Genomic DNA, 25145 nt, shown 5'->3' on the forward strand with positions numbered 1-25145 from the left:
TCAGGAGGTCACGGTGAGCACAGGTAAGGTCGCGCTGTATGAGGATTTAAAACGCCTTATTTTGACAATGGAGCTCGATCCCGATGAGGTGTTGGATGAAAGCGGCCTGGGCAATCAGTATGGGCTTTCACGTACCCCGGTCAGGGAGGTGTTTCAGCGTCTGGCCGGCGAAGGCTACCTGGAAATTATCGAAAAAAGAGGCGTGAGGGTGATCCCGATGAACCATGCCACCCTGCGTAATTTCTTCCTGGTGGCGCCGATGATTTATGCCGCCACCGGTCGGTTGGCGGTGCAAAATTACAGGCCGGCGCAGCTGAAGGCGTTGAAAGATACGCAAAAGCGCTTTCGTAAAGCGGTGCAGAGTCAGGATCCGCTGGCGCTGGTGCTGGAGAATAACCGCTTCCATGAAATTATGGGGGAAATGGCGGCCAATCCTTATTTGCAGCCGAGTCTGGGACGCCTGCTGATTGACCATAGCCGTATCGGCCATACTTTCTTCCGGCCGCAGGATGAGGATATGGCGCAACGGCTGCGGCTGTCGGCAGATCATCACGACGCCTTTATCCGTGCGCTGGAAGCGCGGAATGAAGATGCGGTAGTGGACCTGGTGTTTGAGCACTGGGAGCTGTCACGTGAAAATATGGAGATGTTTATCGCCCCGCGCGGGCTGCACGTCGATGACCGTATGAATATCGGCGGTTAATTTCTCCGGCGGGCCAGCGTTGCCCGCTCAGGCAGGCATTTCCCTCCTTAATCCGAACATCCGATACCGTCCAGAGACTTATTGACGATGGTCTGCCGACAGCGTTGGCAGGCACCGATAATAACGTGAACTGGAGTGATGAAAGTGCGAAATATTACATCTCTGCCTGGCGATGATGCCCTGGCCGGCTGGTATCACACCAGCCCGATACGGGCGCCGCGGCCGGCGCATATCGGGCAGAAACAGACGCGCTGGACGATTGTCGGGGCGGGGCTGACCGGGCTGGCCGCCGCCCGCCAGCTGGCGCTGAATTTTCCTGACGATGAGGTGGTGCTGCTGGAGGCGCAGGAAGTCGGGTTTGGCTCCTCCGGCCGCAATGCCGGTTTTGCTATTGATGTACCTCATGATATCGGCGCCAAAGACTATATCGGCGATATTAAAACTGCCAATTTGGTGCTAAAGCTTAATACGCTCGGTCTGGACTCCCTGCGCGCTATCGTGGCGGAAAATAAGATCGCCTGTCAGTTGAGCGAGGCGGGGAAATATCAGGCGGCGGTCGGCAAGGCGGGCATTGCCGTGCTGGAGGCCTACCGCCGCGGACTGGAGAAAATCGGCCGGGATACGGAAATGATTGGCGCGGCGGATCTGCCCGCCCATATCGGCACCGACTATTATCAAAAGGCGCTGTATATCCCGGGCACCGTCTTGCTGCAGCCGGCAGCGCTGGTGAAAGGCCTGGCGGAAAGCCTGCCGGCGAATGTGACGCTGTATGAGTATACCCCGGTCACGAAGATCCATTATGGCGACAAAATCACGCTGGTGCATAACCAGGGCAGTATCACCAGTGATAAACTGATTTTGACCAATAACGCCTTTGCCGCCCATTTTGGTTTTTTACAGGGACGGTTGTTGTCGACCTTTCTGTACGGCAGCCTGACCCGTCCGCTGAGCGCGGAAGAACAGCAGCGCCTGGGCGGAAAGGCCGTCTGGGGCGTGATCCCCGCACATCCCTTCGGCAGTACCGTACGTCGTACGGCGGATAACCGGATTCTGATCCGCAACGGCTTCAGTTTTCAGCCGGACGGCCGCCCGCGCGATAAATATTTGCAACGCTGTATCATTGCGCATCGCCAGTCTTTCGCGCGCCGTTTCCCCATGTTGCCTGATGTGGGATTTGACTATTCATGGAGCGGGGCGATCTGCCTGTCGGAAAACCATGAGGGCTTTTTCGGCCAGTTGGCACCGAATGTTTACGGGGCGCTGTGTTGCAACGGGCTGGGGATCACCCGCGGCACCGCCACCGGCACGCTGTTAGCCGATATGATCGCCGGTCAGCGTAATGAGCTGATCGATTTTCTGCTGGCGTCACCCGGTCCGAATAAGCCGCCACAGGAGCCTTTTTTATCGATAGGGGTGAATTCGGTATTGAAATGGGGACAGTACAGAGCGGGACTGGAAGTGTAAATGGCCTGAGAAACCGGACGGTGTTTAATGCGTCACCGTCCGTTTGGCGACGGTTGAGGTATCAGCGGGCGAGCGGGGGATAACTGCGGTAGCGGATCGCTTCAACCAGCGCGGAAAACGCGGGGGAAGCGTTGCGCCTGTTGGGGGAATACAGGTGGAAACCGGCGAAGTAGGGGCACCAGTCGGCCAGGACCTCAACCAACTGGCTCTCTTCCAGATAGGGTTGCACCATAGCATCGGGAAAGTAGGAAGAATAGAGCAGGGAGATAAAATAAAGGGAGAATTCTGGGCGCCAAATCAGGAGAGATGATTTGGTGCGTCCGAGTGGACTCGAACCACCGACCCCCACCATGTCAAGGTGGTGCTCTAACCAACTGAGCTACGGACGCATTGAACTGCTGCAGTAATTTGGTGCGTCCGAGTGGACTCGAACCACCGACCCCCACCATGTCAAGGTGGTGCTCTAACCAACTGAGCTACGGACGCACTGAACTGCTGTAGGAATTTGGTGCGTCCGAGTGGACTCGAACCACCGACCCCCACCATGTCAAGGTGGTGCTCTAACCAACTGAGCTACGGACGCATCGTTTTCCTGTCTGTCATGGCTGACAGCGGGGACGAATATTAACGAGCAAGCTGCCTGCTGGCAAGGGGAAAAACGTAATTTTATCCGCGATTTCGCGCGACTGCTGCGCTTATGCGCAGTGAGGCGGTTTTTTCCGCAGATTGCGGCTGGGAAGTGGCCGGCCCGGGGAGGGGCCGGCGGAAAAATCAGCGGGTGGAGCGCTGTAAAATCAGCGCGGCCGGCTGACGCTGCAGCCAACGCATGCGCAGCACCATCATGATGGCGGCGAAGGTCAGGCCGATAATAAAGCCGATCCAGAAACCGCTTGGCCCCATCGCCGGCACGATGTAGTCGGTCAGCGCCAGCAGATAGCCGCTCGGCAGCCCTAACACCCAGTAAGCGATAAAGGTGATAAAGAAGATCGAACGTGTATCTTTATAGCCGCGCAGTACGCCGCTGCCGATCACCTGAATCGAGTCCGAGATCTGGTAGATCGCGGCCAGCAGCATCAGGTGGGAGGCCATGGCGACCACCGCCGGCGTGTCGTTGTACAGCAAGGCAATGGGTTCGCGCAGCAGGGCGGTGAACAGCGCGGTGCAGCAGGCCATGGCGATGCCGACGCCGATGGCGCTGTAGGCCGCAACGCGCGCGCCGTCGACGTTACCTTCTCCCAACCGGTGGCCGACGCGGATGGTGGAGCCGACGCCGAGGGACAGCGGCAGCACGAACATCAGCGAGCTGAAGTTCAGCGCGATCTGGTGGCCGGCGACGGCGACGATGCCGAGCGGCGACACCAGCAGCGCCACCACGGCGAACAGCGTCACTTCAAAGAACAGCGCCAGGGCGACCGGCAGGCCGATGCCGACCAGGCGGCGCAGCGTGCCCCAGTCGACCGGCGACCAGGCGCGCTCCGGTTTGATGTCGCGCTGTGACGGCGCTCGGCGCACGTACCAGCGCATCAACAGGAACATCACCCAATAGACGCTGCCGGTTGCTACGCCGCAGCCGACGCCGCCCAGCTCCGGCATGCCGAATTTGCCGTAAATGAAAATATAGTTAATGGGAATATTAACCAGCAGACCGATAAAACCAATAACCATCCCCGGCTTGGTTTTTGATAACCCTTCACACTGGTTGCGCATCACCTGGAAGAATAAATAGCCCGGCGCGCCCCACATAATGGCGTGCAGATAGCCGACGGCTTTTTCCGCCAGCTGCGGATCGACATTGTGCATCATATCGATCAGATATTTGCTGTTGTACAGCACGACGATAATTAGCAGCGAGACGCCGCTCGCCAGCCAGAACCCCTGGCTTATCTGATGCGCGATGCGGTCGCGACGGCCGGAGCCGTTAAGCTGGGCGATCACCGGCGTTAAGGCCAATAGCAGGCCGTGGCCGAACAGGATAGCCGGTAGCCAGATAGATGTGCCGACTGCAACCGCAGCCATATCCGTGGCGCTGTACGCACCCGCCATAATGGTATCCACCACGCCCATCGCCGTCTGGGCGATTTGCGCGATAATTACCGGAATAGCGAGGGCTAATAAACTACGCGCTTCAATAAAGTACTTCTGCACGCATACACCTTTTTGAGTATTAAGCAATGAAAGAACGGCCGTCGCGAATGGACAGCAATTTAATCGCGGAATTATTACCGGCGTATTGTAACCGTTCGGACTTATTTAAGCCACTGGCGCAGTGTAGTGCACAATAACCGTTAACGGCGCCGCTGCGGGTCTATTTCGTGCGCAGACAGCGATTTTTTACCGCTGCGGGTTTGGTTTTCTCCGCCATCTGGGGCACACTGCCTACCAGCGCTGTATATCAATTTTCAGAAAGAGGCATCCATGTTTACCGGTATCGTACAAGGCATTGCGCCGCTGGTTGCAGTAGAAGAAAAACCCAATTTCCGTACCCACGTGATTGAAATGCCCGATGAGCTGCTGCCCGGCCTGGAACTGGGCGCGTCGGTGGCGCATAACGGCTGCTGCTTGACCGTCACGGCGGTGGAGGGCAACCGCGTCAGCTTCGACCTGATTAAAGAGACCCTGCGCCTGACCAATCTGGGCAGCCTGACGGTCGGCGACAAGGTCAACGTGGAAAGGGCGGCGAAGTTCAATGATGAGATCGGTGGCCACCTGATGTCCGGCCATATTATCTGCACCGCGGAAATCGCCAAGATCTTTACCTCGGAAAACAACCGCCAGGTCTGGTTGCGCATGCCGAGTGCCGACCTGATGAAATATGTGCTGCATAAGGGCTTTGTCGGTATTGACGGCATCAGCCTGACCATCGGCGAAGTGGTGAACAACCGCTTCTGCGTGCATCTGATCCCGGAAACGCTGGAGCGCACGACGCTGGGCAAAAAGCGCCTGGGCGACAAGGTGAATATTGAAATCGATCCGCAAACGCAGGCGGTGGTGGATACCGTAGAGCGCGTCCTGGCCAGCCGTGAAGCGACGCTGGCGCAGAATCTTGGCGCGGCTACGCCGAACCCCTGAGCGGACGTGACGGGTTTGAACGCAAAAAAGAGGAGCTAAACGTGAAGTTTTATCGGAAAACGTTGATGTTGGCGGCGCTGATGACGCTGGCTGCCTGTAGCAGTACGTCAGAAAACGGCGCGACGGCGTCGTCGGTCGATGCGGATGACACCTGCGGCGCGTCGCAGTATCAAAACTACGTGGGCAAGCCGCTCTCTTCGCTGGACGGCGTGCAGATCGACGCCCGTCAGGTGCGCACTATTCCTTATAATGCAGCGGTCACCATGGATTTCAACCTGACCCGCCTGAACTTCCTCGGCGATCGGGACGATAAAATCACGCGCGTATACTGCGGCTGATAGCGGCGTAATGACGTGCGGCCGCGCCAGGACGACGCCGCGCTGTGAAGACTATCCGTAACCTGCAGGGGTTACGGATTTTTTTATGCCGGCCATACGCAGCATGCTCGCTAAAATGGGACGGCTACCGACGAAAAAGCCGCAATGAATTGCGGCCTCAGACTGCTGACAAAGTCTGTTATTAGGGAGAGCGTGGCGATGGGGTCGTAGCGGCGTAAGCCGCCGGAGTGCCCCTCGTTACGCTAGGCCCGAGTATCTCGGACTCTCAGGCCACTTTGTCATCAACCTCAAGCCGCAATGAATTGCGGCTTTTCATTATATTGCCCGGTCATCTGCTGGCTTGCGGCACTCAGCGCGGGACACGGATGCCGCCTTCAACGCCTTTCGGGCTGAACAGCACCTGCCACAGCTGAATATCGCGCGAGCGGAAGGCGCCGGCGCAGGCGTTAAGATAGTAGCTGAACATCCGCTCAAAGCGCTCGGAATAGCGTTCGGCCAGCTGTGGCCACGCCTGTTGGAAGCGCTCATACCAGGCCATCAGCGTGCGATCGTAGTCGGCGCCGAAATTGTGCCAGTCTTCCATCACGAAGCGGCCTTCGCTGGTCTGGGCAATATGCGCCACGGAGGGCAGGCAGCCGTTAGGGAAGATATATTTATTGATCCACGGATCGACATTCATATCGGTTCTGTTTGAGCCGATGGTATGCAGCAGGAATAAACCGTCGGGTTTTAAATTGCGCTCAACCACCTCGAAATAGGTGCGGTAATTCTTCGGCCCGACGTGTTCAAACATGCCGACCGAGACGATGCGGTCAAACTGCTGATGCAGATCGCGGTAATCCTGCAGCTGAATATCCACGTCCAGCCCGGCGCAGCGCGCCTGCGCCAGTTTCTGCTGTTCGGCGGAAATAGTGACGCCCACCACCGACACGCCGTAATTTTTGGCCGCAAACGCCGACAGCCCGCCCCAGCCGCAGCCAATATCCAGCAGGCGCATGCCCGGCTGTAATTGCAGCTTGTCGCAGATCATACGCAATTTATTTTCCTGCGCCTGTTCCAGCGTGTCGGCGCTTTTCCAGTAGCCGCAGGAATATTGCATATAAGGATCCAGCATCAGGGTAAATAAATCGTTGCCGAGATCGTAATGCTCTTTCCCCACGATCCACGCGCGTTTTTTGGACTGCAGATTGGTCAGGCGCGCGGCGGCAATGCGCAGCGTGTCTTTAAAATGGTGGGGGAGTCTTCTTTCCAGGCCGGCGGTCAGCACGCGCTGAAAGAAACAGTCCAGCCGTTCGCATTCCCACCAGCCGTCCATATAACTTTCACCCAGCCCGAGAGAGCCTTCCTGCAGCACGCGTTTAAAAAATTCGGGGTTTTTTACCTGAATATCGAAAGGTCGGGTGCCGTTTATTTCTATATCGGCCATGCTGAGCATTTCATGGGCGATACGATACCATGGGTTATCCTGGATGCTCAGATCTTCTAAACACGATGAACTCATTTAGTTTCTCCATCACCTTTCTTCTGACTTATGGCCACCCAAAAAGCTTAGCCAATTTTGGTAGGCACATACGTATACCTGCGGAAGATTGCACCGCGGCGTCCGATATCCGACATGAACAGAGGAAAACTCAAAAGAGAAGCCCGTACCGACCGGCAGGGTAAACTCATCAATAAAGTAAAAAAGTGACGCCATTGGCGACCACAAAACGCCACGGGTTAATACGAGAAATTGCTATGTTATTTTTAGCGCTTTTCTGAGTATAGGCCTGCCGAGACGCTTACTCAACCGTAAATCGTGCCCGGCAGAAATGTCATTTAAGTGAATATTATTATGGGTAATTATGACGCAGAGTTAGCATGCTGACGGCGCTCGGCGTCCTGTTGTTGTGCGCCGCTGCCGCGCTGCAGCAGATAGCCGGCGGCGGCCAGGACGACCGTGGCAACCATCACCGTTACCGTCGCCAGCAGCGGCTGCGCGATATAGGCGGACACCAGCATACTGGCGACGAAACACAGGCCCAGCTGCAGGGTATTTTGCAGCGCAGCCGCTTTACCGGTGCTTTCCGGGAACGGCGTCAGCGCATTCGCCACCACGATCGGGTAGGTGGCGCCGTTAACCAGTGCCATCAGGCAGAAGGGGATCAGCAGCGTGGTCAGCGTCGGCGTGGTCAGGGTAGCGACCAGATACAGCGCCACCATGCTGACGGCGTACGTCACCAGCAGCCACGGCAGCAACGTATTGCCGTTCGTACGGCTTAATGCGCTGCGGCAGCCGAAGCCGCCGAGCAGAAACGCCAGCGTCTGCGGCACGTAGCTCAGGCCGATATCGTTCGGGCTGTAGCCCATACTACCCAGAATAAACGGCGAACCGGTCAGCCAGGCGAAGAAGCCGGCTGAACAGGCGGCGTACACCAGCACGTTGCCGCTGTACAGCGGCGACTTCAGCAGCTGCAGGAAACCGATGCCGGGTGCGGTGCCTTCGTTGGCGCGCGGGCGCGGCTTGTCACGCAGCAGCAGCGTTGGCAGCAGCAGCAGCAGCGTGATCGCCAGCAGCACGGCGAAAATGGCGCGCCAGCTCAGGTGGTTCAGCAGCCAGGCGCCAACCAGCGGCGCCAGCGCCGGGGAGAGGGCGACCAGCGGCATAATGGTGGCGAACACCTGGTTGGCGCGGCTGCCGGGATAGCGGTCGATGACGATGGCCTGCCAGGTCACCGCGGCGGCGCAGACGCCGACCGCCTGGATAAAGCGCAGCGTCCACAGCTGCAGCGCATTAGTGGCCCACAGCATGCCAAGACAGCCGAGGCCGAACAGCGCCAGGCCAATCAGCAGCACCGGTTTACGCCCCAGCCGATCGGAGAGCGGGCCCCACAGCAGTTGCGCAAAGGCAAAGCCGGCCAGAAAGATACTCAGACTGGCGCTGATCGCGCCGGGAGAAATTTGCAGGTCGTGCTGCATCATGCCGAAGGCCGGCAGGTACATATCCGTGGCCAGAAAGCCGAGCATACTCAGGCCGGCCAGATAACACATAAATCCAAAGTTTCGCATAGTCGTTCTCAGTCGTTATTTGTGATGCAGGTTTTCACGCCGCGCAGTGTATCCGGCTGGATCTCTGGTTGTGAAACGGTAATATTTGCATACTGGTTTGAAAAATTTTGCAGGCAAACACATGTGGTCTGAATATTCTCTGGATGTGGTCGACGCCGTGGCGCGTACCGGCAGTTTCAGCGCGGCGGCGCAGGAGTTGCACCGCGTGCCTTCCGCAGTCAGCTATACCGTGCGCCAGCTGGAGCAGTGGCTGGCGGTGCCGCTGTTTGAACGGCGCCATCGCGACGTGACGCTGACGCCGGCCGGCGCGCTGTTTGTACAGGAATCGCGCGCTGTCATCAAAAAAATGCTCGACACGCGGCGTCAGTGCCAGCAGGTCGCCAACGGCTGGCGCGGGCAGGTGAAGATCGCCGTCGATCTGATCGTCAAGCCGCAGCGCTGCCGGCAGCTGGTGCTGGATTTTTATCGCCACTTTCCTGACGTTGAACTGCTGCTGCAGCCAGAGGTGTTTAACGGCGTCTGGGATGCGCTGGTGGACGGCCGCGCCGAAATGGCGATCGGCGCCACGCGCGCGGTGCCCGCCGGCGGCGGGTTCGCCTTTCGCGATATGGGCTTTATGAACTGGCTGTGCGTGGTCAGCGCCGAGCATCCGCTGGCCGGGCTGCGCGGCGCGCTCAGCGATGAACAGCTGCGCCCCTATCCGGCGCTGCTGCTGGAGGATACCTCGCGCAGCCTGCCCAAGCGCGTCACCTGGTCGCTGGATAACCAGCGGCGGCTGGTGGTGCCGGACTGGGTGTCGGCGGTAGATTGCCTGCGCGGCGGCTTATGCGTCGGCATGGCGCCGGCGCACCGGGTGCTGCCGCTGGTGGCAAGCGGTGAACTGGCGGTGCTGCAACTGCAGGAGCCGTTTCCCCCCAGCGCCTGCTGCCTGACCTGGCAGCAGCCTAACCAGTCGCCGGCCATTGCCTGGCTGCTGGATTATCTGGGGGACAGTGAAACCTTGAATCAGGAGTGGCTGAGTGAGGAGCAGGGGCCGGCGGAGGCGTAAACGCGCCGGCCTGCCGCGTTTAGCGGCGGTAATCGATAAAGGGACCGTCGGCCACGGAACGCCGCTCGATCAGTTTAGGATGCACTTCGATCACCTGCGACTCCTCACGCTTGCTGATAATACGGTCCAGCAGCATGGTGAAGGCCATTTCACCCAGACGCTCTTTCGGCTGGTGCACCGTGGTCAGGGCCGGGGTGAAGTAGCGCGCGTTGCGCACGTTGTCATAACCGATCACCGAAATATCCTGCGGTACGCGCAGGCCCAGCTCGTCCGCGGCGCAAATGGCGCCCATCGCCATAATATCGCCGCCGCAGAACACCGCCGTCGGGCGATGCTTTTGCGACAGGATCTGGTGCATTGCCTTATAGCCGGATTCCGGTTCGAAGTCGCCCTGTACGATCCACTCGTTGCGCAACTCGATATTGGCTTCCTGCAGGGCCTTCAGGAAACCCTGATGGCGGCCGCCGCCGGTGTTGCGCGACAGCTGGCCGGGGATGGCGCCGATCTCGCGGTGGCCGCGTTCGATCAGATAGCGGCCCGCCAGATAGCCGCCTTCGAAGGCGTTATCGATAATGGTGTCGGTAAAGTCGCTGCGCGCTACGCCCCAGTCCATCACCACCATCGGGATATTGCGGTGGTCTTCCAGCATGCCGAGCAGCTGATCGGGGTATTCGGAACACATCACCAGCAGGCCGTCGACGCGCTTTTGCGCCAGCATCGCCAGATAGGCGCGCTGCTTGTCCAGATTATTGTGCGAGTTGCACAGAATCAGAGTGTAGCCTTTGCTGTAGCAGCTGTTTTCCACCGCCTCAATCACTTCGGCAAAATAGGGCGCTTCGCTGGAGGTTGCCAGCAGGCCGATGGATTTGGTGTGATTGACCTTCAGGCTGCGGGCAACCGCGCTCGGCGAGTAGTGCAGATCTTTAATGGCGGCCCAGACCGCCGCTTTAGTCTCTTCGGCGACGAAACGGGTCTTATTGATGACGTGGGAAACGGTGGTGGTGGAAACGCCCGCGCGTTTGGCCACATCTTTAATCGTTGCCATGTAAAGATGACTCCTGAACTCACATGTTTGCAGTATGTAAGCATGTTGTTAATCGTTTGCCTGCGTATATCCTGCTCCAAAATCTCGAAAACGTAGTTTTTAGTTTGGAAGTCGTAAGCCGCTTGCTTAGTTTGGCGGGGCGCCTGGCCGGTACGCAGTAGTGAACTGCGAATTTTGGCGTATATTGCGCAAAAGTGGAAGAGCAAATCAGCATAATCCGTCGGGAAAACGGAGAATATTTTAATCTTGGCCCCTTTTTTGCCGCAACATTATCGGGCGTTGCGCAAAATCAATTGGGGATTGCCGCGAACTGTGGGAAAATAATTTGACCTATTAATCCTGTGGGATTTATGCTGGCGTCGCGAAACAGATAAGGGAGTTTCTGATGGAAACCGAGTTAAAATTGTCACTGTTCACCACCGCCTGCGCGCTGGTGATGATTATCGCTTTTAGTTTTACCGCTGCGCTGAACTGATTGTTCAGCGAAATATAAAAAGGCGCAGTAAATACTGCGCCTTTTCTGTTTGCAGTGACCCGTCCTAAATAACGTTGACACATTTTACTCACGTACAGAGGAAAATGTGATGAACCAGTATGTTAAACGCACACAACGCGATTACTCTCTATCCTTTAAGTTAGCCGTTGTCGAACAGGTCGAAAAAGGTGAAATGACTTGTCGTCAGGCCGCAGACCGTTATGGTATCCAAGGCAACGCAACCGTCATGAACTGGCTGCGCAAATACGGTCAACTTGACTGGCGGACTTCTCCTTCCCCCCAAAAGTGCGGAGGCAACATGCCCAAACTTCCCCTGACGCCCGAACAGCGAATTAAAGAACTTGAGCAGCAACTGGCTGAATCTGAAGTCAAAGCCCAGTTCTTCGAAGCCGTCGTAAAAGTGATGAATACCGACTTTGGTGCTACGCTGACAAAAAAGCAGTTAACCGCCTTATCGCGCAAACACAAGTACCGGGACTCACAGTAACGCGGGCCTGCCGATGGATGGGCATCAGCCGACAAGCGTGGTATCAGTCTCTGCAGCGAGAGGCAGGCAGAGAGGAGCAGGCCCGGCATCTCGTCGCACAGGTAACGGCTATCCGCTTGCATCAGCCCCGACTGGGGACGCGTAAGTTGCATCACCTGTTGCGGCAACGCCCGGAACCGGCGTTGCATGTGGGCCGCGACCGGCTGTTCAGTATCCTGCGCTGCGCGCGGTTACTGGTGATGCCTAAACGGGCATATCACAAGACGACGCACAGCCATCATCGTTTTTATCGCCATCCCAACCTGCTGAAAGCAGGAGACAATCAAGTAATAGCCAGCCGTCCGGAACAGGTGTGGGTGGCGGATATCACCTACCTGCCGCTGAGGACGGGAACGGCGTATGTCAGCCTGATAACGGATGCCTGGTCGAGAAAAATCGTGGGGTATCATGTACATGACAGTCTGCATACCCGACACGTCGCCTGCGCGTTCAAAATGGCGCTGGCCGGCAGACGCACGACGTTGCCGCTGGTGCACCACTCGGATAGGGGTATCCAGTACTGTTCGCAGGAATATCAGGCGTTACATCAAAGGTATGGTGTCACTTGCTCGATGACGGACGGGTATGACTGTTACCAGAATGCGCTGGCGGAACGGGTAAATGGGATACTTAAAACGGAATATCTGCTCGGCAGGCCAGAAGACATCGTACAGGCAAAAAAGATGGTCAGGGAGTCGGTGAACATCTACAACACACAGCGGCCGCACCTGTCGCTGAAATACAAAACGCCCGATGAGGTTCATCGGGCGTTATCCGGCTGAAAAGTGTCAACCTATATCAGGACTAGTCACAGGAAACCGGTGATTACGCCAGGTTTTCCGCCACGAATGCCCAGTTAACCAACGCCCAGAAGTTTTCCAGGTAGTTAGGACGCGCATTGCGGTAATCGATGTAATAAGCGTGCTCCCACACGTCCACGGTCAGCAGCGGTTTGTCGTCACCGGTCAGCGGGGTAGCCGCGTTGGAGGTGTTGACGATCGCCAGCGAGCCATCGGCCTTTTTCACCAGCCAGGTCCAGCCGGCGCCGAAGTTGCCGACGGCGGATTTGGTGAACTCTTCTTTGAACTTGGCGAAAGAGCCGAAGGATTGGTTGATGGCGTCAGCCACCGCGCCGGTAGGTTCGCCGCCGCCCTGCGGCGACAGGCAGTGCCAGTAGAAGGTGTGGTTCCACACCTGCGCCGCGTTGTTGAACACGCCGCCGGTAGAGGTTTTCACGATCTCTTCCAGGGTTTTGCCTTCGAACTCGCTGCCTTTCACCAGGTTGTTCAGGTTCACCACGTAGGTGTTGTGGTGCTTGCCGTAGTGGTATTCCAGTGTTTCAGCGGAAATGTGCGGTTCGAGAGCGTCTTTGGCGTACGGTAATGCAGGTAATTCAAACGACATTGCTTTCTCCTTATTGATATAGCGCCAGATGCCCATGGCCGCCTGCGGGATGTGGTGGTGCGGGTGACCCCTCAGACGAAACCGTGCTGTTTATCCCCGTCATACTTCAGGCTGCAGAGACGTTGGCTGCGTTCAGTCATCCCGCAGTAAGTCCTTCGGGATGCCTTCCCTTGCCGCTGTCCGCCACGCGAACTATTGCGGGTATATCCGGGCATCGAGTTGTTATGTTTTTTTTAAGGTTATTAATTCTAACGACTTTCAAAGGGAAGGGAAGGTTTAAAACGTGCTAAGTGTTCAACTGCTTAAAGCGTCGACAGTGACGCCGGCGGGGGATAAATGGCTGAGTCTGGCTCAGCCATGGGGGAACTAACGCACGTTTTTCGGCGTCATCACGCGGCGGGCGCCGACGTAGTGATTTTGCCAGTAGTCATTATCCAGCTGGCTGATGCGGATATCCTTGCCGGTGCGCGGCGACTGAATAAACTTGCCGTCGCCGAGATAAACGCCGACGTGGTCGGCCGCGCCGCGGTTGTTAATGCGGAAAAATACCAGATCGCCTTTTTCCAATTCGCTTTTCTTAATCGGCGCCGCATCGCGCAGGTGATACATTTCATTTGCCGTACGCGGCATTTTAATTTTCATCACGTCTTTATAGGCGTAATAAATTAATCCGCTGCAGTCAAAACCGGTGCGCGGCGAGGCGCCGCCCCAGCGATAGGGCTTGCCCATCTGATTCATCAGCTTGGCCATCGCGGTCTGTTTCGCCCGCTGGTAGCGTTTTTTATGCGCGGCGGTCAGTTTAAGCGGTTTATCGTCACTCAGCAGTTTGCTGGTGGCCTGGCCGTGAGTGCGGTGACGTCCGTAGCCTTTTTTATAACCTTTCTTCGGCGGGGTAACTTTAATTTTTGCCAGATGCGTTGCTTTACGCGTGGATTTAACGCGGGTGGTTTTCTTGGCGGTTTTAATCGTCGTGCTTTTAACCGTTTTAACCTTGGTGGTTTTCGGCGTCGCGGCGGTGCGGCTTTTTTTATTGCTCTTCAGCGCTTTCTTTTTCCGGCGCTCGTCCGGGCGCGCGTCGCTGACGTGGCTTTTGCGCGGTTCGGCGGCCACGCGCGACTGTGGCGCAGCGTGCGCCAGATTGAAAAACAGCTGGGTAAACAGCAGCACAAAAAGCGTAACAATTAGACGCATGTCGACGTTACCAACCTTGGTCCCGAGTCAGAGATTGAATTAAACACAGTATTCCCCAAATCCGCGATATAAAACAGCGCGGAACTTAATAAAGCGTAATCCATATTGTGAGAAAACGTTAATAACATTTCCCCTGACTGAAATTTAATCGCCGGGCGGGTAAAAAAGCGTCGCCTTGCCCGCACCGGTTAATATTCCGCCGCCGGACGGCGCTGAAAATATATTAGTGAAATGGTCGGATTAAAAATGTTATTCTGCGAGCATGTTTAGCGCGCAGGGGCGTTGCCGGAGTCGCCGGCGGAATGTCCTTGCAAAAGATGGCGTTTTTTTGCAACGGCCGCAGCCGCTACAATAGCCCGGTGTAACGCATGTTGTAGCCATCCGATGGCTTGAGGAAGCAATAATGACGACGATTGAAAGAATTCAGCAACAAATCGCAGAAAACCCGATTCTGCTGTACATGAAAGGTTCGCCGAAGCTGCCGAACTGCGGCTTCTCCGCCCAGGCCGTGCAGGCGCTGTCCGCCTGCGGCGAGCGTTTTGCCTACGTAGATATTCTGCAGAACCCGGACATCCGCGCCGAGCTGCCGAAGTACGCCAACTGGCCGACTTTCCCGCAGCTGTGGGTTGACGGCGAACTGGTCGGCGGCTGCGATATCATCATCGAAATGTATCAGCGCGGCGAACTGCAGTCGCTGATCAAAGAGACGGCGGCAAAGTATAAGCAGGAAGATCAGCAGTCGTAACGGCGCTGTTTCTGACGTAAAGCACATGGGCGCAGCCGGCACAAACCGGCTGCGCCCATTTTTTTGCGTTACTCGTCGTCGCCGGCGTCAAGCGCGAGCGGCCAGCCGCCGAGTCGTTTCCAGCGGTTGACCAGCTCGCAGAACAGCAGGGCGGTCTGCTCGGTATCATACAGCGCGGAGTGCGCCTGGCTGCTGTCGAAGGTCATGCCGGCGGCAATGCAGGCTTTGGCCAGCACGGTCTGCCCCAGCACCAGCCCGCTGAGCGCGGCGGTGTCAAAGGTGGCGAACGGATGGAACGGGTTACGCTTCAGGCCGGCGCGCTCAGCCGCCGCCATCAGGAAGCTGTGGTCGAAGTTAGCGTTGTGCGCCACGATAATCGCCCGGTTGCAGCCTTGCTCTTTCAGGCCTTTGCGCACCGCCTTGAAAATGGCGTGCAATGCGTCATATTCACTGACCGCGCCGCGCAGCGGGTTGTGCGGGTCGATGCCGTTGAACGCCAGGGCTTCCGGCTGCAGGTTTGCGCCTTCAAACGGCTCAACGTGGAAATGCAGCGTCTCATCCTGCTGCAGCCAGCCGTCCTCATCCATTTTCAGCGTTACGGCGGCGATTTCCAGCAGCGCGTCGCTCTGGGCGTTAAAGCCGGCGGTTTCTACATCTATTACTACGGGATAAAACCCACGAAAACGACCACTCAGGGCGTTAAGATCACTTTTCTCGGCCATCAGTTTCTTATCTTCATCGAATGCAGCGCGCATTATGGCAAATTTTGCCGCCGCGTGCAGGCGGTTATCAGGCGGATAATAAAACGGGCGCTGAACGCGCCCGACGGAAACTTAGTTGCCGAGGCCGTGGCCGGCGTGTTTATTCTCGATCAGTTCGATTTTATAGCCGTCCGGATCTTCCACAAAGGCGATCACCGTGGTGCCGCCTTTGACCGGGCCGGCTTCGCGGGTGACGTTGCCGCCGGCCTGGCGGATAGCGTCGCAGGTGGCGGCGACGTCGTCGACGCCCAGCGCCAGATGGCCGAAGGCGCTGCCCATCTCGTAGCTGTCGACGCCCCAGTTGTAGGTCAGCTCAATGACCGCACCGTCGCTCTCTTCGGTATAGCCGACGAAGGCCAGCGAGTATTTATATTCCGGGTTCTCACTGGTACGCAGCAAGCGCATGCCTAATACCTTGGTGTAGAAGTCGATAGAGCGTTGCAGATCACCGACGCGGAGCATGGTATGGAGTAAGCGCATAATTTCCTCTAATAGCAGGTGTTCGCCGTGGTTAACGGCTGAGTTATTGAAACGACGTTCAGTATAGCGTTGTCGCAGAAGGGAATTCAAATGGCGCAGCGGGGGTGAACCTCTGGTGACGCTGTCACTTAATCGCGCACATCATTATTGATAAAAAACTAAAGGCCGGCAGCGTGCCGGCCCTTATTGCAGGCGTTGCGGGTTACTTCGTCAGGAACGGATAGTCGGTATAGCCCTGTGCGCCGCCGCCGTAGAAGCTCTCCGGCTGGGGTTCGTTAAGCGCCGCGTTCTGCTGCAGACGTTCAACCAGATCCGGGTTGGCGATATAGCTGCGGCCAAAGGCCACGGCGTCAATATAGCCTTTGTCGATCAGCGCTTCGGCTTTTTCCGCCGTATAGGCGCCGGCGCCGACGATAATGCCGCTGAAGCGTGCGCGCACCGCATCGCGGAATGCGTCGGAGTAAGGCTTGCCACCGGCCCAGTCCGGCTCGGAAATATGCAGGAAGGCGATGTTGCGCTTGTTCAGCTCTTCCACCAGATACAGCGCCGCTTCTTCCTGATCTTCACCGTTATCCAGGCCGTTGAACGGGCCGAGCGGGGAAATACGGATGCCGACGTGCTCGGCGCCCCATTCCTTAATGCTGGCGTCGACCACTTCCAGCGTCAGACGGGTGCGGTTTTCGATGCTGCCGCCATACTGGTCGCTGCGCTGGTTGGAGGCCGGCGACATGAACTGGTGCAGCAGGTAGCCGTGCGCGGCGTGCAGCTCAATGTAATCAAAACCGGCTTCGCGCGCGTTGGCGGTTGCCTGGCGGAAGTCATTGATGATGCCGGGGATCTCCGCCGTTTCCAGCGCGCGCGGCGTGGAGGTTGGCACCCGCACCCAGGCACCGGTTTCATCGCGCACCGTGGTGCGGGTGTCGGCGTTGATGGCGGACGGGGCGACCGGCGCCTGCTGGCCCGGCTGCAGACTGGTGTGGGAGATACGGCCAACGTGCCACAGCTGTACGGCGATATGACCGTTCTTTTCATGCACCGCCTGGGTGATTTTCTTCCATGCGGCGATCTGCTCAGGGGTATGCAGCCCCGGCGCGCCGGCATAGCCCTTCGCCTGGAAGGAAACCTGCGTGGCTTCGGTAATCAACAGGCCGGCGCTGGCGCGCTGAGCATAATACTCCGCCATCAGCGGGGTGGGGATATCGCCCGGCTCAATACTGCGCAGACGCGTTAGCGGCGCCATAAAGATGCGGTTGGGCAACGTGGTCGCGCCAACCTTCAGCGGGGTGAACAATTTTTCAGCTTTCATAGCGCATCCTATCTTGAATAGACCGGTCGTCTAGTAACGTGTTAAATAAAACCCCTGTGGCGCCGTTTGGCGCATCGCAGGGGCGGGTTTAAGGCTGCGCCGGGCGCAGCAGCAGTTCAATACTTTCCAGCGCGCTGGTGAGCGGCGCAACCGAACGGCGGATCTTGGCGCGCAGCGAAGCGCCGAGCCACAGCGCGTACAGCGTTTCGGCGGTGGCCGCCGGGCTCATGGCTATCGCCAGCGATCCCTCGCGAATGCCGCGCTCAATGGCGTCCTGCAGACGGCCGATCACCTGTGCGCTGCCGGTTTCCAGCGCATGGCGCATCGGTTCCGACAGGTCGCTGACTTCGGCAGACAGTTTTACCGCCAGGCAGGAGTTATGGCATTCGCTGCGGCAGTGGAAACTGATGGCCTGCGCGTAATAGCTCAGCAGTTGGTGGCGGGCATCGTTGCCGCTGTCGTTGAACAGCGCCTGCATGGCGACGTCATAATTGGCGAAATAGCGCTGCAACATCGCTTCGCCGAAGGCTTCCTTCGAGCGGAAGTAGTGATAAAACGAGCCCTTCGGCACCCCGGCGGTGGCCAGCAGCTCGCTCAGCCCCATGCCGGTAAACCCCAGGCGCAGGCTGAGCGACTCGCCGGTGGCGAGCAGGTGTTCACGTGTATCGATGTTGCCGTGCGTATGTTTCGTCGTCATGAGGGTGAGCATAATAGACCAGTTGGTCTAGATCAAGAGGGAAAGAAAAAAACCGGCGCTGCGGGCGCCGGCCGTGACGGTGGGTATTGTGCCTCAGCGGCGCGGGGAAGTTAAGCGCCGTCGCTGCGGCAGCGCTGCAGAATATCCAGCTGCGGCTGGTACTGCCGGGTCTGCACGTTCAGCATGCCGAGCAGGGTGTGGAACAGGTTATCCTGCGATACGGCGTCCTGTTGCGCCCGGTTTTGCAGGCACTGGCGGTTGATGCCGAAGCTGCGCTGATAGTCCGCCGACATCCACATCAGGAACGGCACGTGGGTCTGCTGGCTCGGTGCGAACAGGTACGGCGTGCCGTGCAGGTACATGCCGTTTTCCCCCAGCGATTCGCCGTGATCCGACAGGTAAACCAGCGCGGTATTAAAACGTCCGCTGTACTGCTGCAGCAGCTTGATGGTGCTGTCGAGCATGGCGTCGGTGTACAGCAGCGAATTGTCATAGGTATTGACCAGCTGCTGGTGGCTGCAGTCCTGGATCTGGTTGCTGTCGCAGGTCGGGGTAAAGCGGCGGAACGCCGGCGTGCTACGGCGGTAGTAGGCCGGCCCGTGGCTGCCCATTTGGTGCAGCACGATCACGCCGTCGTCTTTCAGGCCGTCAATATAGTCCTTCAGACGATATAGCAGCACGTTATCCATACAGACGTCGCCATCGCAATCCTGCGGCAGTTGCAGTTTGGTCATATCGATGTGGGGAATTCGGTCGCAGGCGCCCTTGCAGCCGTTATCGTTATCGCGCCACAGCACATTGACTCCGGCGTGGGCCAGCACGTCCATCAGCCCCTCCTGATGCTCGGCGCGGGTAGCGTCATACTCGCTGCGCGTCATATTTGAAAACATGCAGGGCACCGACACCGCGGTTTCGGTGCCGCAGGAGGCGGCATTTTTAAAATAGATCACGTTGTCCTGCCGCAGCCGCGGGTTGGTGTCCCGCTCGTAGCCGCCCAGCGAGAAGTTTTCCGCCCGCGCGGTCTCACCGACCACCAGGATCACCAGCGTCTTTTTCTGCTCGGCGCGGATCAGCGGCCCCTTATGGGCGTCCTCGCCGATTTTCACCAGCGGCAGATTACGGGTGAAGTAGTGTTGTTCGGTGAACTTAATCGTGCCGGCGACGAAGTTCGACGGCGTCAGCATTTTCACCACACTTTTGTGGTTGCGGATCAGCGAGGCGTAGTCCTTATAGAAGAACGCGGCGATCAGCAGAATCACCACCAGCGACAGCATGATATTGGCGGCGCGCAGGCCGAGCATGTACCACCACGGGCGGGTTTGGCGAATGTTGACGAAGTACACCGCGACGGCGGGCAACACGCCCAGCAGCAACAGCCACAGCCCCAGCTGCGGCGTCAGCAGCGCGTTGACTTCCTGTGCGTTGGTTTCAAAGGCGTTCTGTATCATCGCGCCGTCGATCACCACGCCATAGCTGTACATAAAGTAGTTGGCCGCGGCGCTGCCCAGCAGGAACAGGATCATTAACGGCTTACGCAGATAGGGCACGGTCAGTATGCTGAAAATGATGTTCAGCGCGCAGAAAATCACCAGCGGCATGCTGGCGGCGAACAGCAGGCTGCTGACACTGCCGAAACGGATATATGACCACGCCGTATGCAAAAACAGCGCGTTTTGGAACAGGGTAAAAAACAGCGTACAGGCGAGAATAAAGCCCAGACTGCCGCAGGAGAATTTTGAAGGTAACCGCATTGCCGCATTGTCATCCTGTAGAAGATAATGCGGGGAAATTTAGCGGGTGAAACTTAAGATAACCTTAGCGGCACGCCGGCCGCGCAGGGCGGCCGGGGCCGGCGATATCAGTAGGCGGCGGTAAACTGCGCCCGGATAAACTGCGGCTTTTCAATTTCGTCGACGATCGCCACCGCCAGATCCTCTACCGAGATATGCGCCGGCGCATCGCCGTTCATCAGCAGGCTGGTGGTGCCGAGGCGGAACTGGCCGGTGCGCTGACCCGGTTCCAGCATGGCGGCCGGCGAGAGATAGGTCCAGTCCAGGCTGTGGTTCTGCAGCAGCTGGTTGCGCAAGTCGCGCACCGCGCGGGCGCCGGGGCGGATGTTTTCCGGGAATTCCGGCGTATCGACCAGCTCTACGCCGGGCGCGACCTGCAGGCTGCCGGCGCCGCCGACCACCAGAAAACGCGTCACGCCGGCGGCGTCTACCGCGCGGAGGATCTGCTGCATACCAGCCACGGTTTTGTCATACAGGTTCTCTTCTCCCCAGCCGGGGTTAAAGGCGCTGATCACCACGTCCTGGCCGCGCAGCTGGGTGGTCAGCCAGCCGGTATCGGCCACGTCGCCCAGTGCGATATGCAGGCGCGGGTTATCCGGCAAATCTTTTTTCTGCCGGGCGATGGCGGTGACGTCCAGCCCGCGCGCCAGCGCCTCATCGACGACGCGACGCCCAACAAAACCGGTGGCTCCAATAATGGCAATTTTCATCTGCTGACTCCTGATAAGTGATAAGACAACCGAGGGCCGGAATATCCGGCGCGATATCGTTACTCTAGACCTTAACAACCGGTTTGATTAGTGCCATATTGGTGCTTTCTTTATTAAGTAAAACTTTATAGTGATGGATAAACTCAACCGAATGGCGGTGTTTGCCGTGGTGGTGGCCGAAGGCTCACTGGCGGCCGCCGCGCGGCGGCTGGGCATGTCGTCATCGGCGGTCAGCCAGCACCTGCGCACGCTGGAGCAGTCGCTCGGCGTGCCGCTGCTGCACCGCTCCACGCGCAAGCTGGCGCTGACCGAAGCCGGCGCGGCGTTTTACCCCGGCTGCGAAGCCATGCTGCAGCAGGCGCAACAGGCGCAGCAGCGGCTGGCGGAACTGCGGGATACGCTGGTGGGGGAGCTGCGCATCGCCACCACCGTCGGCATCGGCGGCGGGCCGCTGGCCGAGGCGTTGGCGCCGCTGCTGCAGGCGCATCCGCAGCTGACGCTGCGGGTGCTGGCGGATGACCGGGTGGTGGATATGATTGAGCAGCGGGTGGATATTTCGCTGCGGGTCAACCGCCAACTGGCGGACACCTCAATGATCGCGCACGCCCTGAGCGAATGGCCGATGGTGCTGTGCGCAGCGCCGCGCTACCTGAGCCAGCACGGCGTGCCGGAAACGCCGCAGGCGCTGCAGCATCACCGCTGGATCAGCGGCAATAACGCCGGTTTTCCGCTGGATCTGCATCATGCGTCGGGGGAGGTGTTCAAACTGCGGCAGGCGCAGGGGCAGATCGTCAGCGACAGCATGCACGTGATGCGCGCCTTTACCCGGATGGGGCTGGGCATCTCCGGCCAGCCGCTGTATGAGATCGGCGATGAGCTGCGGCGCGGCGAGCTGATTGCGCTGCTGCCCGCCTGGCGGCCGACGCCATTGCGGCTGCATGCGCTGACGCTGGAGCGCGCCATGCCGGAGAAAACCCGCCAGGCGCTGCGCTATTTACGCGATTATTTTCGCCGTCTGGCGGAAAAGTCGCTTGCCATCAACGGCGATGACGTCTTCAATTAAGGGACGAGTCAGGAGGTGGTGTGCCGCAGCAACTTGAGTTCTTCGACATTCCCAGCCCGTGCCGTGGCATCTGTCAGGCCGATGAGCGCGGATACTGCCGTGGCTGCCTGCGCAGCCGCGAGGAGCGTTTCGGCTGGATGAACATGAGCGACGCGCAAAAGCGCGACGTGCTGCGCCTGTGCCGCCAGCGGCTGCTGCGCCTGCAGCGCGCCAATAAGGCGGCGGAAGAGCACGATCCCGACCAGCCTTCGCTGTTCTAAGCCTCATTCCTGCGAATTTTCCGATCCTGCGCACGGGCCGCCGCGCGCGGCGTTTCCCTGCGTCGCCGGCTTGTGTATGCTGGAGAAAATACCGTTATGAGGTCTGAACATGGGTCATCGTATTCATATTGCGCCGCAGGGGCCGGAATTTTCCCGCATGGTCTGCGGCTACTGGCGGCTGATGGAGTGGGGCATGTCGCCGCAGCAGCTGCTGGGGTTTATTGAGCAGCACCTGGAACTGGGGATCACCACCGTCGATCACGCGGATATCTATGGCGGCTATGCGTGCGAGCAGGCATTTGGCGACGCGCTGCGGCTGCAGCCGGCGCTGCGTCAGCGGCTGGAGCTGGTCAGTAAATGCGGCATCGCCACCACCGCCAAACCGGGCAACCCGATCGGCCACTATATCACCGACCGTGACCATATCGTCAGCAGCGCCGAGCAGTCGCTGCACAAGCTGCATACCGATTATCTCGATCTGCTGCTGATTCACCGCCCCGATCCGCTGATGGAGGCCGACGAGGTGGCCGAGGCCTTCGTCGAGCTGCATAAAAGCGGCAAGGTGCGCCACTTCGGCGTGTCCAACTTTACCCCGTCGCAGTTTACGCTGCTGCAGTCCCGCCTGCCGTTTTCACTGGTCACCAATCAGGTTGAGATTTCACCGCTGCACCAGCCGGCGCTGCTGGACGGCACGCTCGATCAGTGCCAGCAGTTGCGCATCAGGCCGATGGCCTGGTCCTGCCTGGGAGGCGGGCGGCTGTTCAGCGGCGCGGAGTGCCAGCCGCTGCGTGACGAACTGCAGCGCGTGGCGCAGGAGACCGGCGCCGAGACGATTGAACAGGTGGTCTACGCCTGGGTGATGCGCCTGCCGTCCGCGCCGCTGCCGATTATCGGCTCGGGCAAAATTGAACGGGTTAAATCGGCGCTGGGGGCGCTGCAGCTGACGCTGAGCCGCGAGCAGTGGTTCCGCATCCGCAAGGCGGCGCTGGGGTACGACGTTCCCTGACGGCGTGCGCCGGCCGCTGCCGGCCGGCGCGTTAATCAGGCCACAATCAGCTGGCCGTCCTGCAGCGACTGCTGGCTGACGCCGACCAGCGTGACGCTGTTGTCACCCAGCCCGATGGTCAGGTTGTTATCCGCTTGGTGATACTCGACCTGACTGCCGGCGCCGATAAACACCAGTTTGTCGCTCGCCTGCCATCCTTCCAACCGATCGTGGCCGAAGCTGCCGCTGAACAGAAACGTATTGTTGCCGCCGCCGGCCTGCAGCTGGTCGTTGCCGGCGCCGCCGACAAACGTATGGCCGCCGAACAGGCCGTCCAGCGTATCGTCGCCCGCCAGTCCGAACAGCCAGCCGCCGGCCTGCGTCGCCGTCAGGCTGTCGGCGCCGTCGCCGCCGTTGAGCGAATCGGCATAGGCGGTCAGCCCGGACGCCGAAAGCAGGCCGTCCGCGGTGACCTGATGGTCAACGTTTTTATTCAGCACGATCAGCTGCGACTCTTTGCTGCGCAACGTGGCGATATTCTCGGCGAGGGTAATGCCGCCGTCGGCGTCGCGCAGGTACAGGTTGACGCCGTCGTACGCCACCTCACGCTGCTGCAGCGATTGCTCAATATCCAGCGTATTACTGCCGTCGCCGCCGAGGATCCAGTTATAGCCGCCGCCGTCGCGGAAGGTGTCATCACCGGCGCGCCCCTCGAGGTAATCGTTGCCCTGGCCGCCCTTAATCAAATCGTTACCGTCGCTGCCGATGATAAACGTCGGCCCGCTGTGGGGCTCGGCATTGCGGTTGAGATCTGTCACCCAGGTGGCGCCGCGGGTAACGTCGGACAGGTTGGAGACGATCACCGTCGAGTTCTGCTCGGTAAGGGCGTAAAACGCCGAGTCCAGCACCCGCGTCAGGCCGTCCTGATAGGCGCTGGGCAGGTGCGACAGCCAGGTGGGAATATTCAGGATGGAAAACGGCAGCGCATTCCAGGCGGCGGAGGCGTAGTGATCGTTAAAGTTGACGATATTATTGGTGGCGTGCTCTTTCACGCCGTCATGCACCCCCAGCGAACCGGCGGTCATCGTGCTGCCGTCGAGGGCGCGGAACACCGGATCGTTTTCGTAACCGATATTCAGCACCCGATCGTCCCCCTGATGCTGGCTGGGCGAGGCGAACGCCACATAGTTGGCGTGCGAGTAAAAACCGCCCCAGTGCGCGTCGCTCATGCTGGCCATGCTGTTGACGGCCATGCCGCCCAGGCTGTGGCCGCTGACCACCACGTCTTCACCGCTCAGGCCGTTTTGTTGCGCAAAGCGCGCCACGTCTCCCAACAGGGTATTAAAGGCATTGAGCGTATAGTGGTCGGCATAGCCCGCCGGGCCGAAGCCGGCCAGCAGATCATTAATCACATCGCCGATGCTGTCGCTGATGATCGACTCGCGCGGCCCGCTGGTGCCGCGAAAGGCGATGCCGATCTCGGTCAGCGTGCCGGCGTCGTCATATTTCGCCAGCACCTCCGCCTGCGCCGTTTCGTAGCCCTTGCTTTCGCCGAAATAGGTGCCGCGGTCGTCGGTTTTTCCCTGGTAGCCCAACTGCTGCGCACTGACTCGCGTCCAGCCGGCGGCGGTGACCGCCTCCAGCGCGGCTTTTTCCGCATCCGGGTTCCAGGGAATGCCGGGCAGCGCGCCCTGCGAGTCGGTACTGCCGAGGATGCCGCCGACCAGGGTCAGCGGCAGTCCCAGGCCATAGCCGTTATGCTGGTAGCCGACGGCGAAACCGTTGTCGATGTTATGGTATGCATAGTGGGAGATCGCCATCGCGTCGGCGAACAGCGTTTTGGACGCCGCGGCGTCCGTCTCACGGTAATCAAAAATGCCCATAGCCAGTTCCTTTTGATGCCGGTTGCCGTTATGTTGGTGATTCGTATGATGATCTTCGGCAGCCGGGGTGTAGGTTAAACAGGGTAAGCCGAATGACAACTGGTCAGATGACAGACCACAAGCGGTAAAAAAG

The 25145-nt window shown here is 58.9% G+C and carries 23 protein-coding genes, 3 tRNA genes and 1 pseudogene; 11 read left to right on the top strand and 16 right to left on the bottom strand.

Going from position 1 to position 25145, the window contains the following annotated elements:
- The first annotated feature begins 13 nt into the window (after positions 1-13).
- Positions 14-703, top strand: coding sequence for a GntR family transcriptional regulator (locus D781_RS09815; RefSeq protein ID WP_015672166.1), 690 nt, complete (start codon positions 14-16; stop codon positions 701-703).
- Positions 704-841: 138 nt separating this feature from the next.
- Positions 842-2167 (top strand): FAD-binding oxidoreductase, encoded by a 1326-nt coding sequence (locus D781_RS09820; RefSeq protein WP_041411789.1) that lies wholly within the window; start codon positions 842-844, stop codon positions 2165-2167.
- A 312-nt stretch (positions 2168-2479) separates the two neighbouring features.
- On the opposite strand, the gene D781_RS09830 is transcribed toward D781_RS09820, so the two are convergent.
- From D781_RS09830 to D781_RS09845, 4 genes are all read right to left on the bottom strand, one after another.
- Positions 2480-2556: transfer RNA gene (locus D781_RS09830), tRNA-Val, on the bottom strand.
- A gap of 20 nt (positions 2557-2576) precedes the next feature.
- A tRNA-Val gene (locus tag D781_RS09835) sits at positions 2577-2653 on the bottom strand.
- Between the two features lie 20 nt (positions 2654-2673).
- A tRNA-Val gene (locus tag D781_RS09840) sits at positions 2674-2750 on the bottom strand.
- Between the two features lie 188 nt (positions 2751-2938).
- Positions 2939-4312, bottom strand: a complete 1374-nt coding sequence (locus D781_RS09845; protein WP_015672168.1) for an MATE family efflux transporter — start codon at positions 4310-4312, stop codon at positions 2939-2941.
- 270 nt (positions 4313-4582) lie between these two features.
- On the opposite strand from D781_RS09845, the gene D781_RS09850 reads away from it, so the two are divergent.
- Both D781_RS09850 and D781_RS09855 read left to right on the top strand, forming a co-directional pair.
- Positions 4583-5236, top strand: coding sequence for a riboflavin synthase (locus D781_RS09850; protein WP_015672169.1), 654 nt, complete (start codon positions 4583-4585; stop codon positions 5234-5236).
- Between the two features lie 41 nt (positions 5237-5277).
- Positions 5278-5574: an I78 family peptidase inhibitor gene (locus tag D781_RS09855; RefSeq protein WP_015672170.1), complete on the top strand. Its 297-nt coding sequence runs from the start codon at positions 5278-5280 to the stop codon at positions 5572-5574.
- A 349-nt stretch (positions 5575-5923) separates the two neighbouring features.
- Here D781_RS09855 and cfa read toward each other — a convergent pair whose 3' ends face one another.
- Both cfa and punC read right to left on the bottom strand, forming a co-directional pair.
- Positions 5924-7075 (bottom strand): cyclopropane fatty acyl phospholipid synthase, encoded by a 1152-nt coding sequence (cfa, locus tag D781_RS09860; RefSeq protein ID WP_015672171.1) that lies wholly within the window; start codon positions 7073-7075, stop codon positions 5924-5926.
- A gap of 341 nt (positions 7076-7416) precedes the next feature.
- Positions 7417-8622, bottom strand: a complete 1206-nt coding sequence (punC, locus tag D781_RS09865) for a purine nucleoside transporter PunC (RefSeq protein ID WP_015672172.1) — start codon at positions 8620-8622, stop codon at positions 7417-7419.
- Between the two features lie 121 nt (positions 8623-8743).
- Here punC and punR point away from each other — a divergent pair, with 121 nt between their 5' ends.
- The gene (gene punR, locus D781_RS09870; protein ID WP_015672173.1) at positions 8744-9670 is read left to right on the top strand and encodes a DNA-binding transcriptional activator PunR; all 927 of its coding nucleotides are present in this window, start codon (positions 8744-8746) and stop codon (positions 9668-9670) included.
- Positions 9671-9689: 19 nt separating this feature from the next.
- On the opposite strand, the gene purR is transcribed toward punR, so the two are convergent.
- The gene (gene purR, locus D781_RS09875) at positions 9690-10715 is read right to left on the bottom strand and encodes an HTH-type transcriptional repressor PurR (protein WP_015672174.1); all 1026 of its coding nucleotides are present in this window, start codon (positions 10713-10715) and stop codon (positions 9690-9692) included.
- A 385-nt stretch (positions 10716-11100) separates the two neighbouring features.
- Between purR and D781_RS23425 the strand changes: the two genes are divergently transcribed.
- Both D781_RS23425 and D781_RS09885 read left to right on the top strand, forming a co-directional pair.
- The gene (locus D781_RS23425; protein ID WP_102024970.1) at positions 11101-11190 is read left to right on the top strand and encodes a YnhF family membrane protein; all 90 of its coding nucleotides are present in this window, start codon (positions 11101-11103) and stop codon (positions 11188-11190) included.
- Positions 11191-11299: 109 nt separating this feature from the next.
- Positions 11300-12545 (top strand): annotated as a pseudogene (locus D781_RS09885) (IS3 family transposase).
- 17 nt (positions 12546-12562) lie between these two features.
- Here D781_RS09885 and sodB read toward each other — a convergent pair.
- Positions 12563-13141, bottom strand: a complete 579-nt coding sequence (gene sodB, locus D781_RS09890; protein ID WP_041412084.1) for a superoxide dismutase [Fe] — start codon at positions 13139-13141, stop codon at positions 12563-12565.
- A gap of 366 nt (positions 13142-13507) precedes the next feature.
- On the bottom strand, positions 13508-14332 hold the full coding sequence (locus D781_RS09895) for a C40 family peptidase (protein WP_015672177.1): 825 nt from the start codon (positions 14330-14332) through the stop codon (positions 13508-13510).
- A gap of 400 nt (positions 14333-14732) precedes the next feature.
- On the opposite strand from D781_RS09895, the gene D781_RS09900 reads away from it, so the two are divergent.
- Positions 14733-15077 carry a Grx4 family monothiol glutaredoxin gene (locus D781_RS09900; RefSeq protein ID WP_099050080.1) on the top strand — a complete coding sequence of 115 codons (345 nt, stop codon included), beginning with the start codon at positions 14733-14735 and terminating at the stop codon, positions 15075-15077.
- Between the two features lie 68 nt (positions 15078-15145).
- Here the strand turns inward: D781_RS09900 and rnt are convergent, their stop codons facing one another.
- The 6 genes from rnt to D781_RS09930 form a co-directional block, all read right to left on the bottom strand.
- Positions 15146-15832, bottom strand: coding sequence for a ribonuclease T (gene rnt / locus D781_RS09905; protein ID WP_015672179.1), 687 nt, complete (start codon positions 15830-15832; stop codon positions 15146-15148).
- A 78-nt stretch (positions 15833-15910) separates the two neighbouring features.
- On the bottom strand, positions 15911-16318 hold the full coding sequence (gene gloA, locus D781_RS09910) for a lactoylglutathione lyase (protein ID WP_015672180.1): 408 nt from the start codon (positions 16316-16318) through the stop codon (positions 15911-15913).
- A gap of 202 nt (positions 16319-16520) precedes the next feature.
- Positions 16521-17624: an alkene reductase gene (locus D781_RS09915; RefSeq protein WP_015672181.1), complete on the bottom strand. Its 1104-nt coding sequence runs from the start codon at positions 17622-17624 to the stop codon at positions 16521-16523.
- 88 nt (positions 17625-17712) lie between these two features.
- Entirely contained in the window at positions 17713-18333 is a 621-nt protein-coding gene (locus tag D781_RS09920; protein ID WP_015672182.1) for a TetR/AcrR family transcriptional regulator, read from the bottom strand.
- A 98-nt stretch (positions 18334-18431) separates the two neighbouring features.
- Positions 18432-20072: a phosphoethanolamine transferase EptA gene (gene eptA, locus D781_RS09925; RefSeq protein ID WP_015672183.1), complete on the bottom strand. Its 1641-nt coding sequence runs from the start codon at positions 20070-20072 to the stop codon at positions 18432-18434.
- 107 nt (positions 20073-20179) lie between these two features.
- Positions 20180-20821 (bottom strand): NAD(P)-dependent oxidoreductase, encoded by a 642-nt coding sequence (locus tag D781_RS09930; RefSeq protein WP_015672184.1) that lies wholly within the window; start codon positions 20819-20821, stop codon positions 20180-20182.
- Between the two features lie 133 nt (positions 20822-20954).
- Between D781_RS09930 and D781_RS09935 the strand changes: the two genes are divergently transcribed.
- The 3 genes from D781_RS09935 (at position 20955) to D781_RS09945 (ending at position 23150) form a co-directional block, all read left to right on the top strand.
- A complete protein-coding gene (locus D781_RS09935; protein WP_015672185.1) occupies positions 20955-21884 on the top strand; it encodes a LysR substrate-binding domain-containing protein in 930 nt (309 codons plus the stop codon).
- Between the two features lie 20 nt (positions 21885-21904).
- Positions 21905-22144, top strand: a complete 240-nt coding sequence (locus tag D781_RS09940) for a DUF1289 domain-containing protein (RefSeq protein WP_015672186.1) — start codon at positions 21905-21907, stop codon at positions 22142-22144.
- A gap of 109 nt (positions 22145-22253) precedes the next feature.
- On the top strand, positions 22254-23150 hold the full coding sequence (locus D781_RS09945; RefSeq protein WP_015672187.1) for an aldo/keto reductase family oxidoreductase: 897 nt from the start codon (positions 22254-22256) through the stop codon (positions 23148-23150).
- 35 nt (positions 23151-23185) lie between these two features.
- On the opposite strand, the gene D781_RS09950 is transcribed toward D781_RS09945, so the two are convergent.
- Positions 23186-25012 carry a calcium-binding protein gene (locus D781_RS09950; RefSeq protein ID WP_015672188.1) on the bottom strand — a complete coding sequence of 609 codons (1827 nt, stop codon included), beginning with the start codon at positions 25010-25012 and terminating at the stop codon, positions 23186-23188.
- Positions 25013-25145 lie beyond the last annotated feature (133 nt).

This window comes from Serratia sp. FGI94 (assembly GCF_000330865.1).
GTDB lineage: Bacteria > Pseudomonadota > Gammaproteobacteria > Enterobacterales > Enterobacteriaceae > Serratia_B > Serratia_B rubidaea.

What these genes read in the sequence shown, in the direction of transcription:
- D781_RS09820 (WP_041411789.1), top strand. Translation starts at nt 842, where the DNA reads ATGAAAGTGCGAAATATTACATCTCTGCCTGGCGATGATGCCCTGGCC.
- D781_RS09850 (WP_015672169.1), top strand. Translation starts at nt 4,583, where the DNA reads ATGTTTACCGGTATCGTACAAGGCATTGCGCCGCTGGTTGCAGTAGAA.
- cfa (WP_015672171.1), bottom strand. Translation starts at nt 7,075, where the DNA reads ATGAGTTCATCGTGTTTAGAAGATCTGAGCATCCAGGATAACCCATGG.
- punC (WP_015672172.1), bottom strand. Translation starts at nt 8,622, where the DNA reads ATGCGAAACTTTGGATTTATGTGTTATCTGGCCGGCCTGAGTATGCTC.
- punR (WP_015672173.1), top strand. Translation starts at nt 8,744, where the DNA reads ATGTGGTCTGAATATTCTCTGGATGTGGTCGACGCCGTGGCGCGTACC.
- purR (WP_015672174.1), bottom strand. Translation starts at nt 10,715, where the DNA reads ATGGCAACGATTAAAGATGTGGCCAAACGCGCGGGCGTTTCCACCACC.
- D781_RS23425 (WP_102024970.1), top strand. Translation starts at nt 11,101, where the DNA reads ATGGAAACCGAGTTAAAATTGTCACTGTTCACCACCGCCTGCGCGCTG.
- sodB (WP_041412084.1), bottom strand. Translation starts at nt 13,141, where the DNA reads ATGTCGTTTGAATTACCTGCATTACCGTACGCCAAAGACGCTCTCGAA.
- D781_RS09895 (WP_015672177.1), bottom strand. Translation starts at nt 14,332, where the DNA reads ATGCGTCTAATTGTTACGCTTTTTGTGCTGCTGTTTACCCAGCTGTTT.
- rnt (WP_015672179.1), bottom strand. Translation starts at nt 15,832, where the DNA reads ATGCGCGCTGCATTCGATGAAGATAAGAAACTGATGGCCGAGAAAAGT.
- gloA (WP_015672180.1), bottom strand. Translation starts at nt 16,318, where the DNA reads ATGCGCTTACTCCATACCATGCTCCGCGTCGGTGATCTGCAACGCTCT.
- D781_RS09915 (WP_015672181.1), bottom strand. Translation starts at nt 17,624, where the DNA reads ATGAAAGCTGAAAAATTGTTCACCCCGCTGAAGGTTGGCGCGACCACG.
- D781_RS09920 (WP_015672182.1), bottom strand. Translation starts at nt 18,333, where the DNA reads ATGCTCACCCTCATGACGACGAAACATACGCACGGCAACATCGATACA.
- eptA (WP_015672183.1), bottom strand. Translation starts at nt 20,072, where the DNA reads ATGCGGTTACCTTCAAAATTCTCCTGCGGCAGTCTGGGCTTTATTCTC.
- D781_RS09930 (WP_015672184.1), bottom strand. Translation starts at nt 20,821, where the DNA reads ATGAAAATTGCCATTATTGGAGCCACCGGTTTTGTTGGGCGTCGCGTC.
- D781_RS09935 (WP_015672185.1), top strand. Translation starts at nt 20,955, where the DNA reads ATGGATAAACTCAACCGAATGGCGGTGTTTGCCGTGGTGGTGGCCGAA.
- D781_RS09945 (WP_015672187.1), top strand. Translation starts at nt 22,254, where the DNA reads ATGGGTCATCGTATTCATATTGCGCCGCAGGGGCCGGAATTTTCCCGC.
- D781_RS09950 (WP_015672188.1), bottom strand. Translation starts at nt 25,012, where the DNA reads ATGGGCATTTTTGATTACCGTGAGACGGACGCCGCGGCGTCCAAAACG.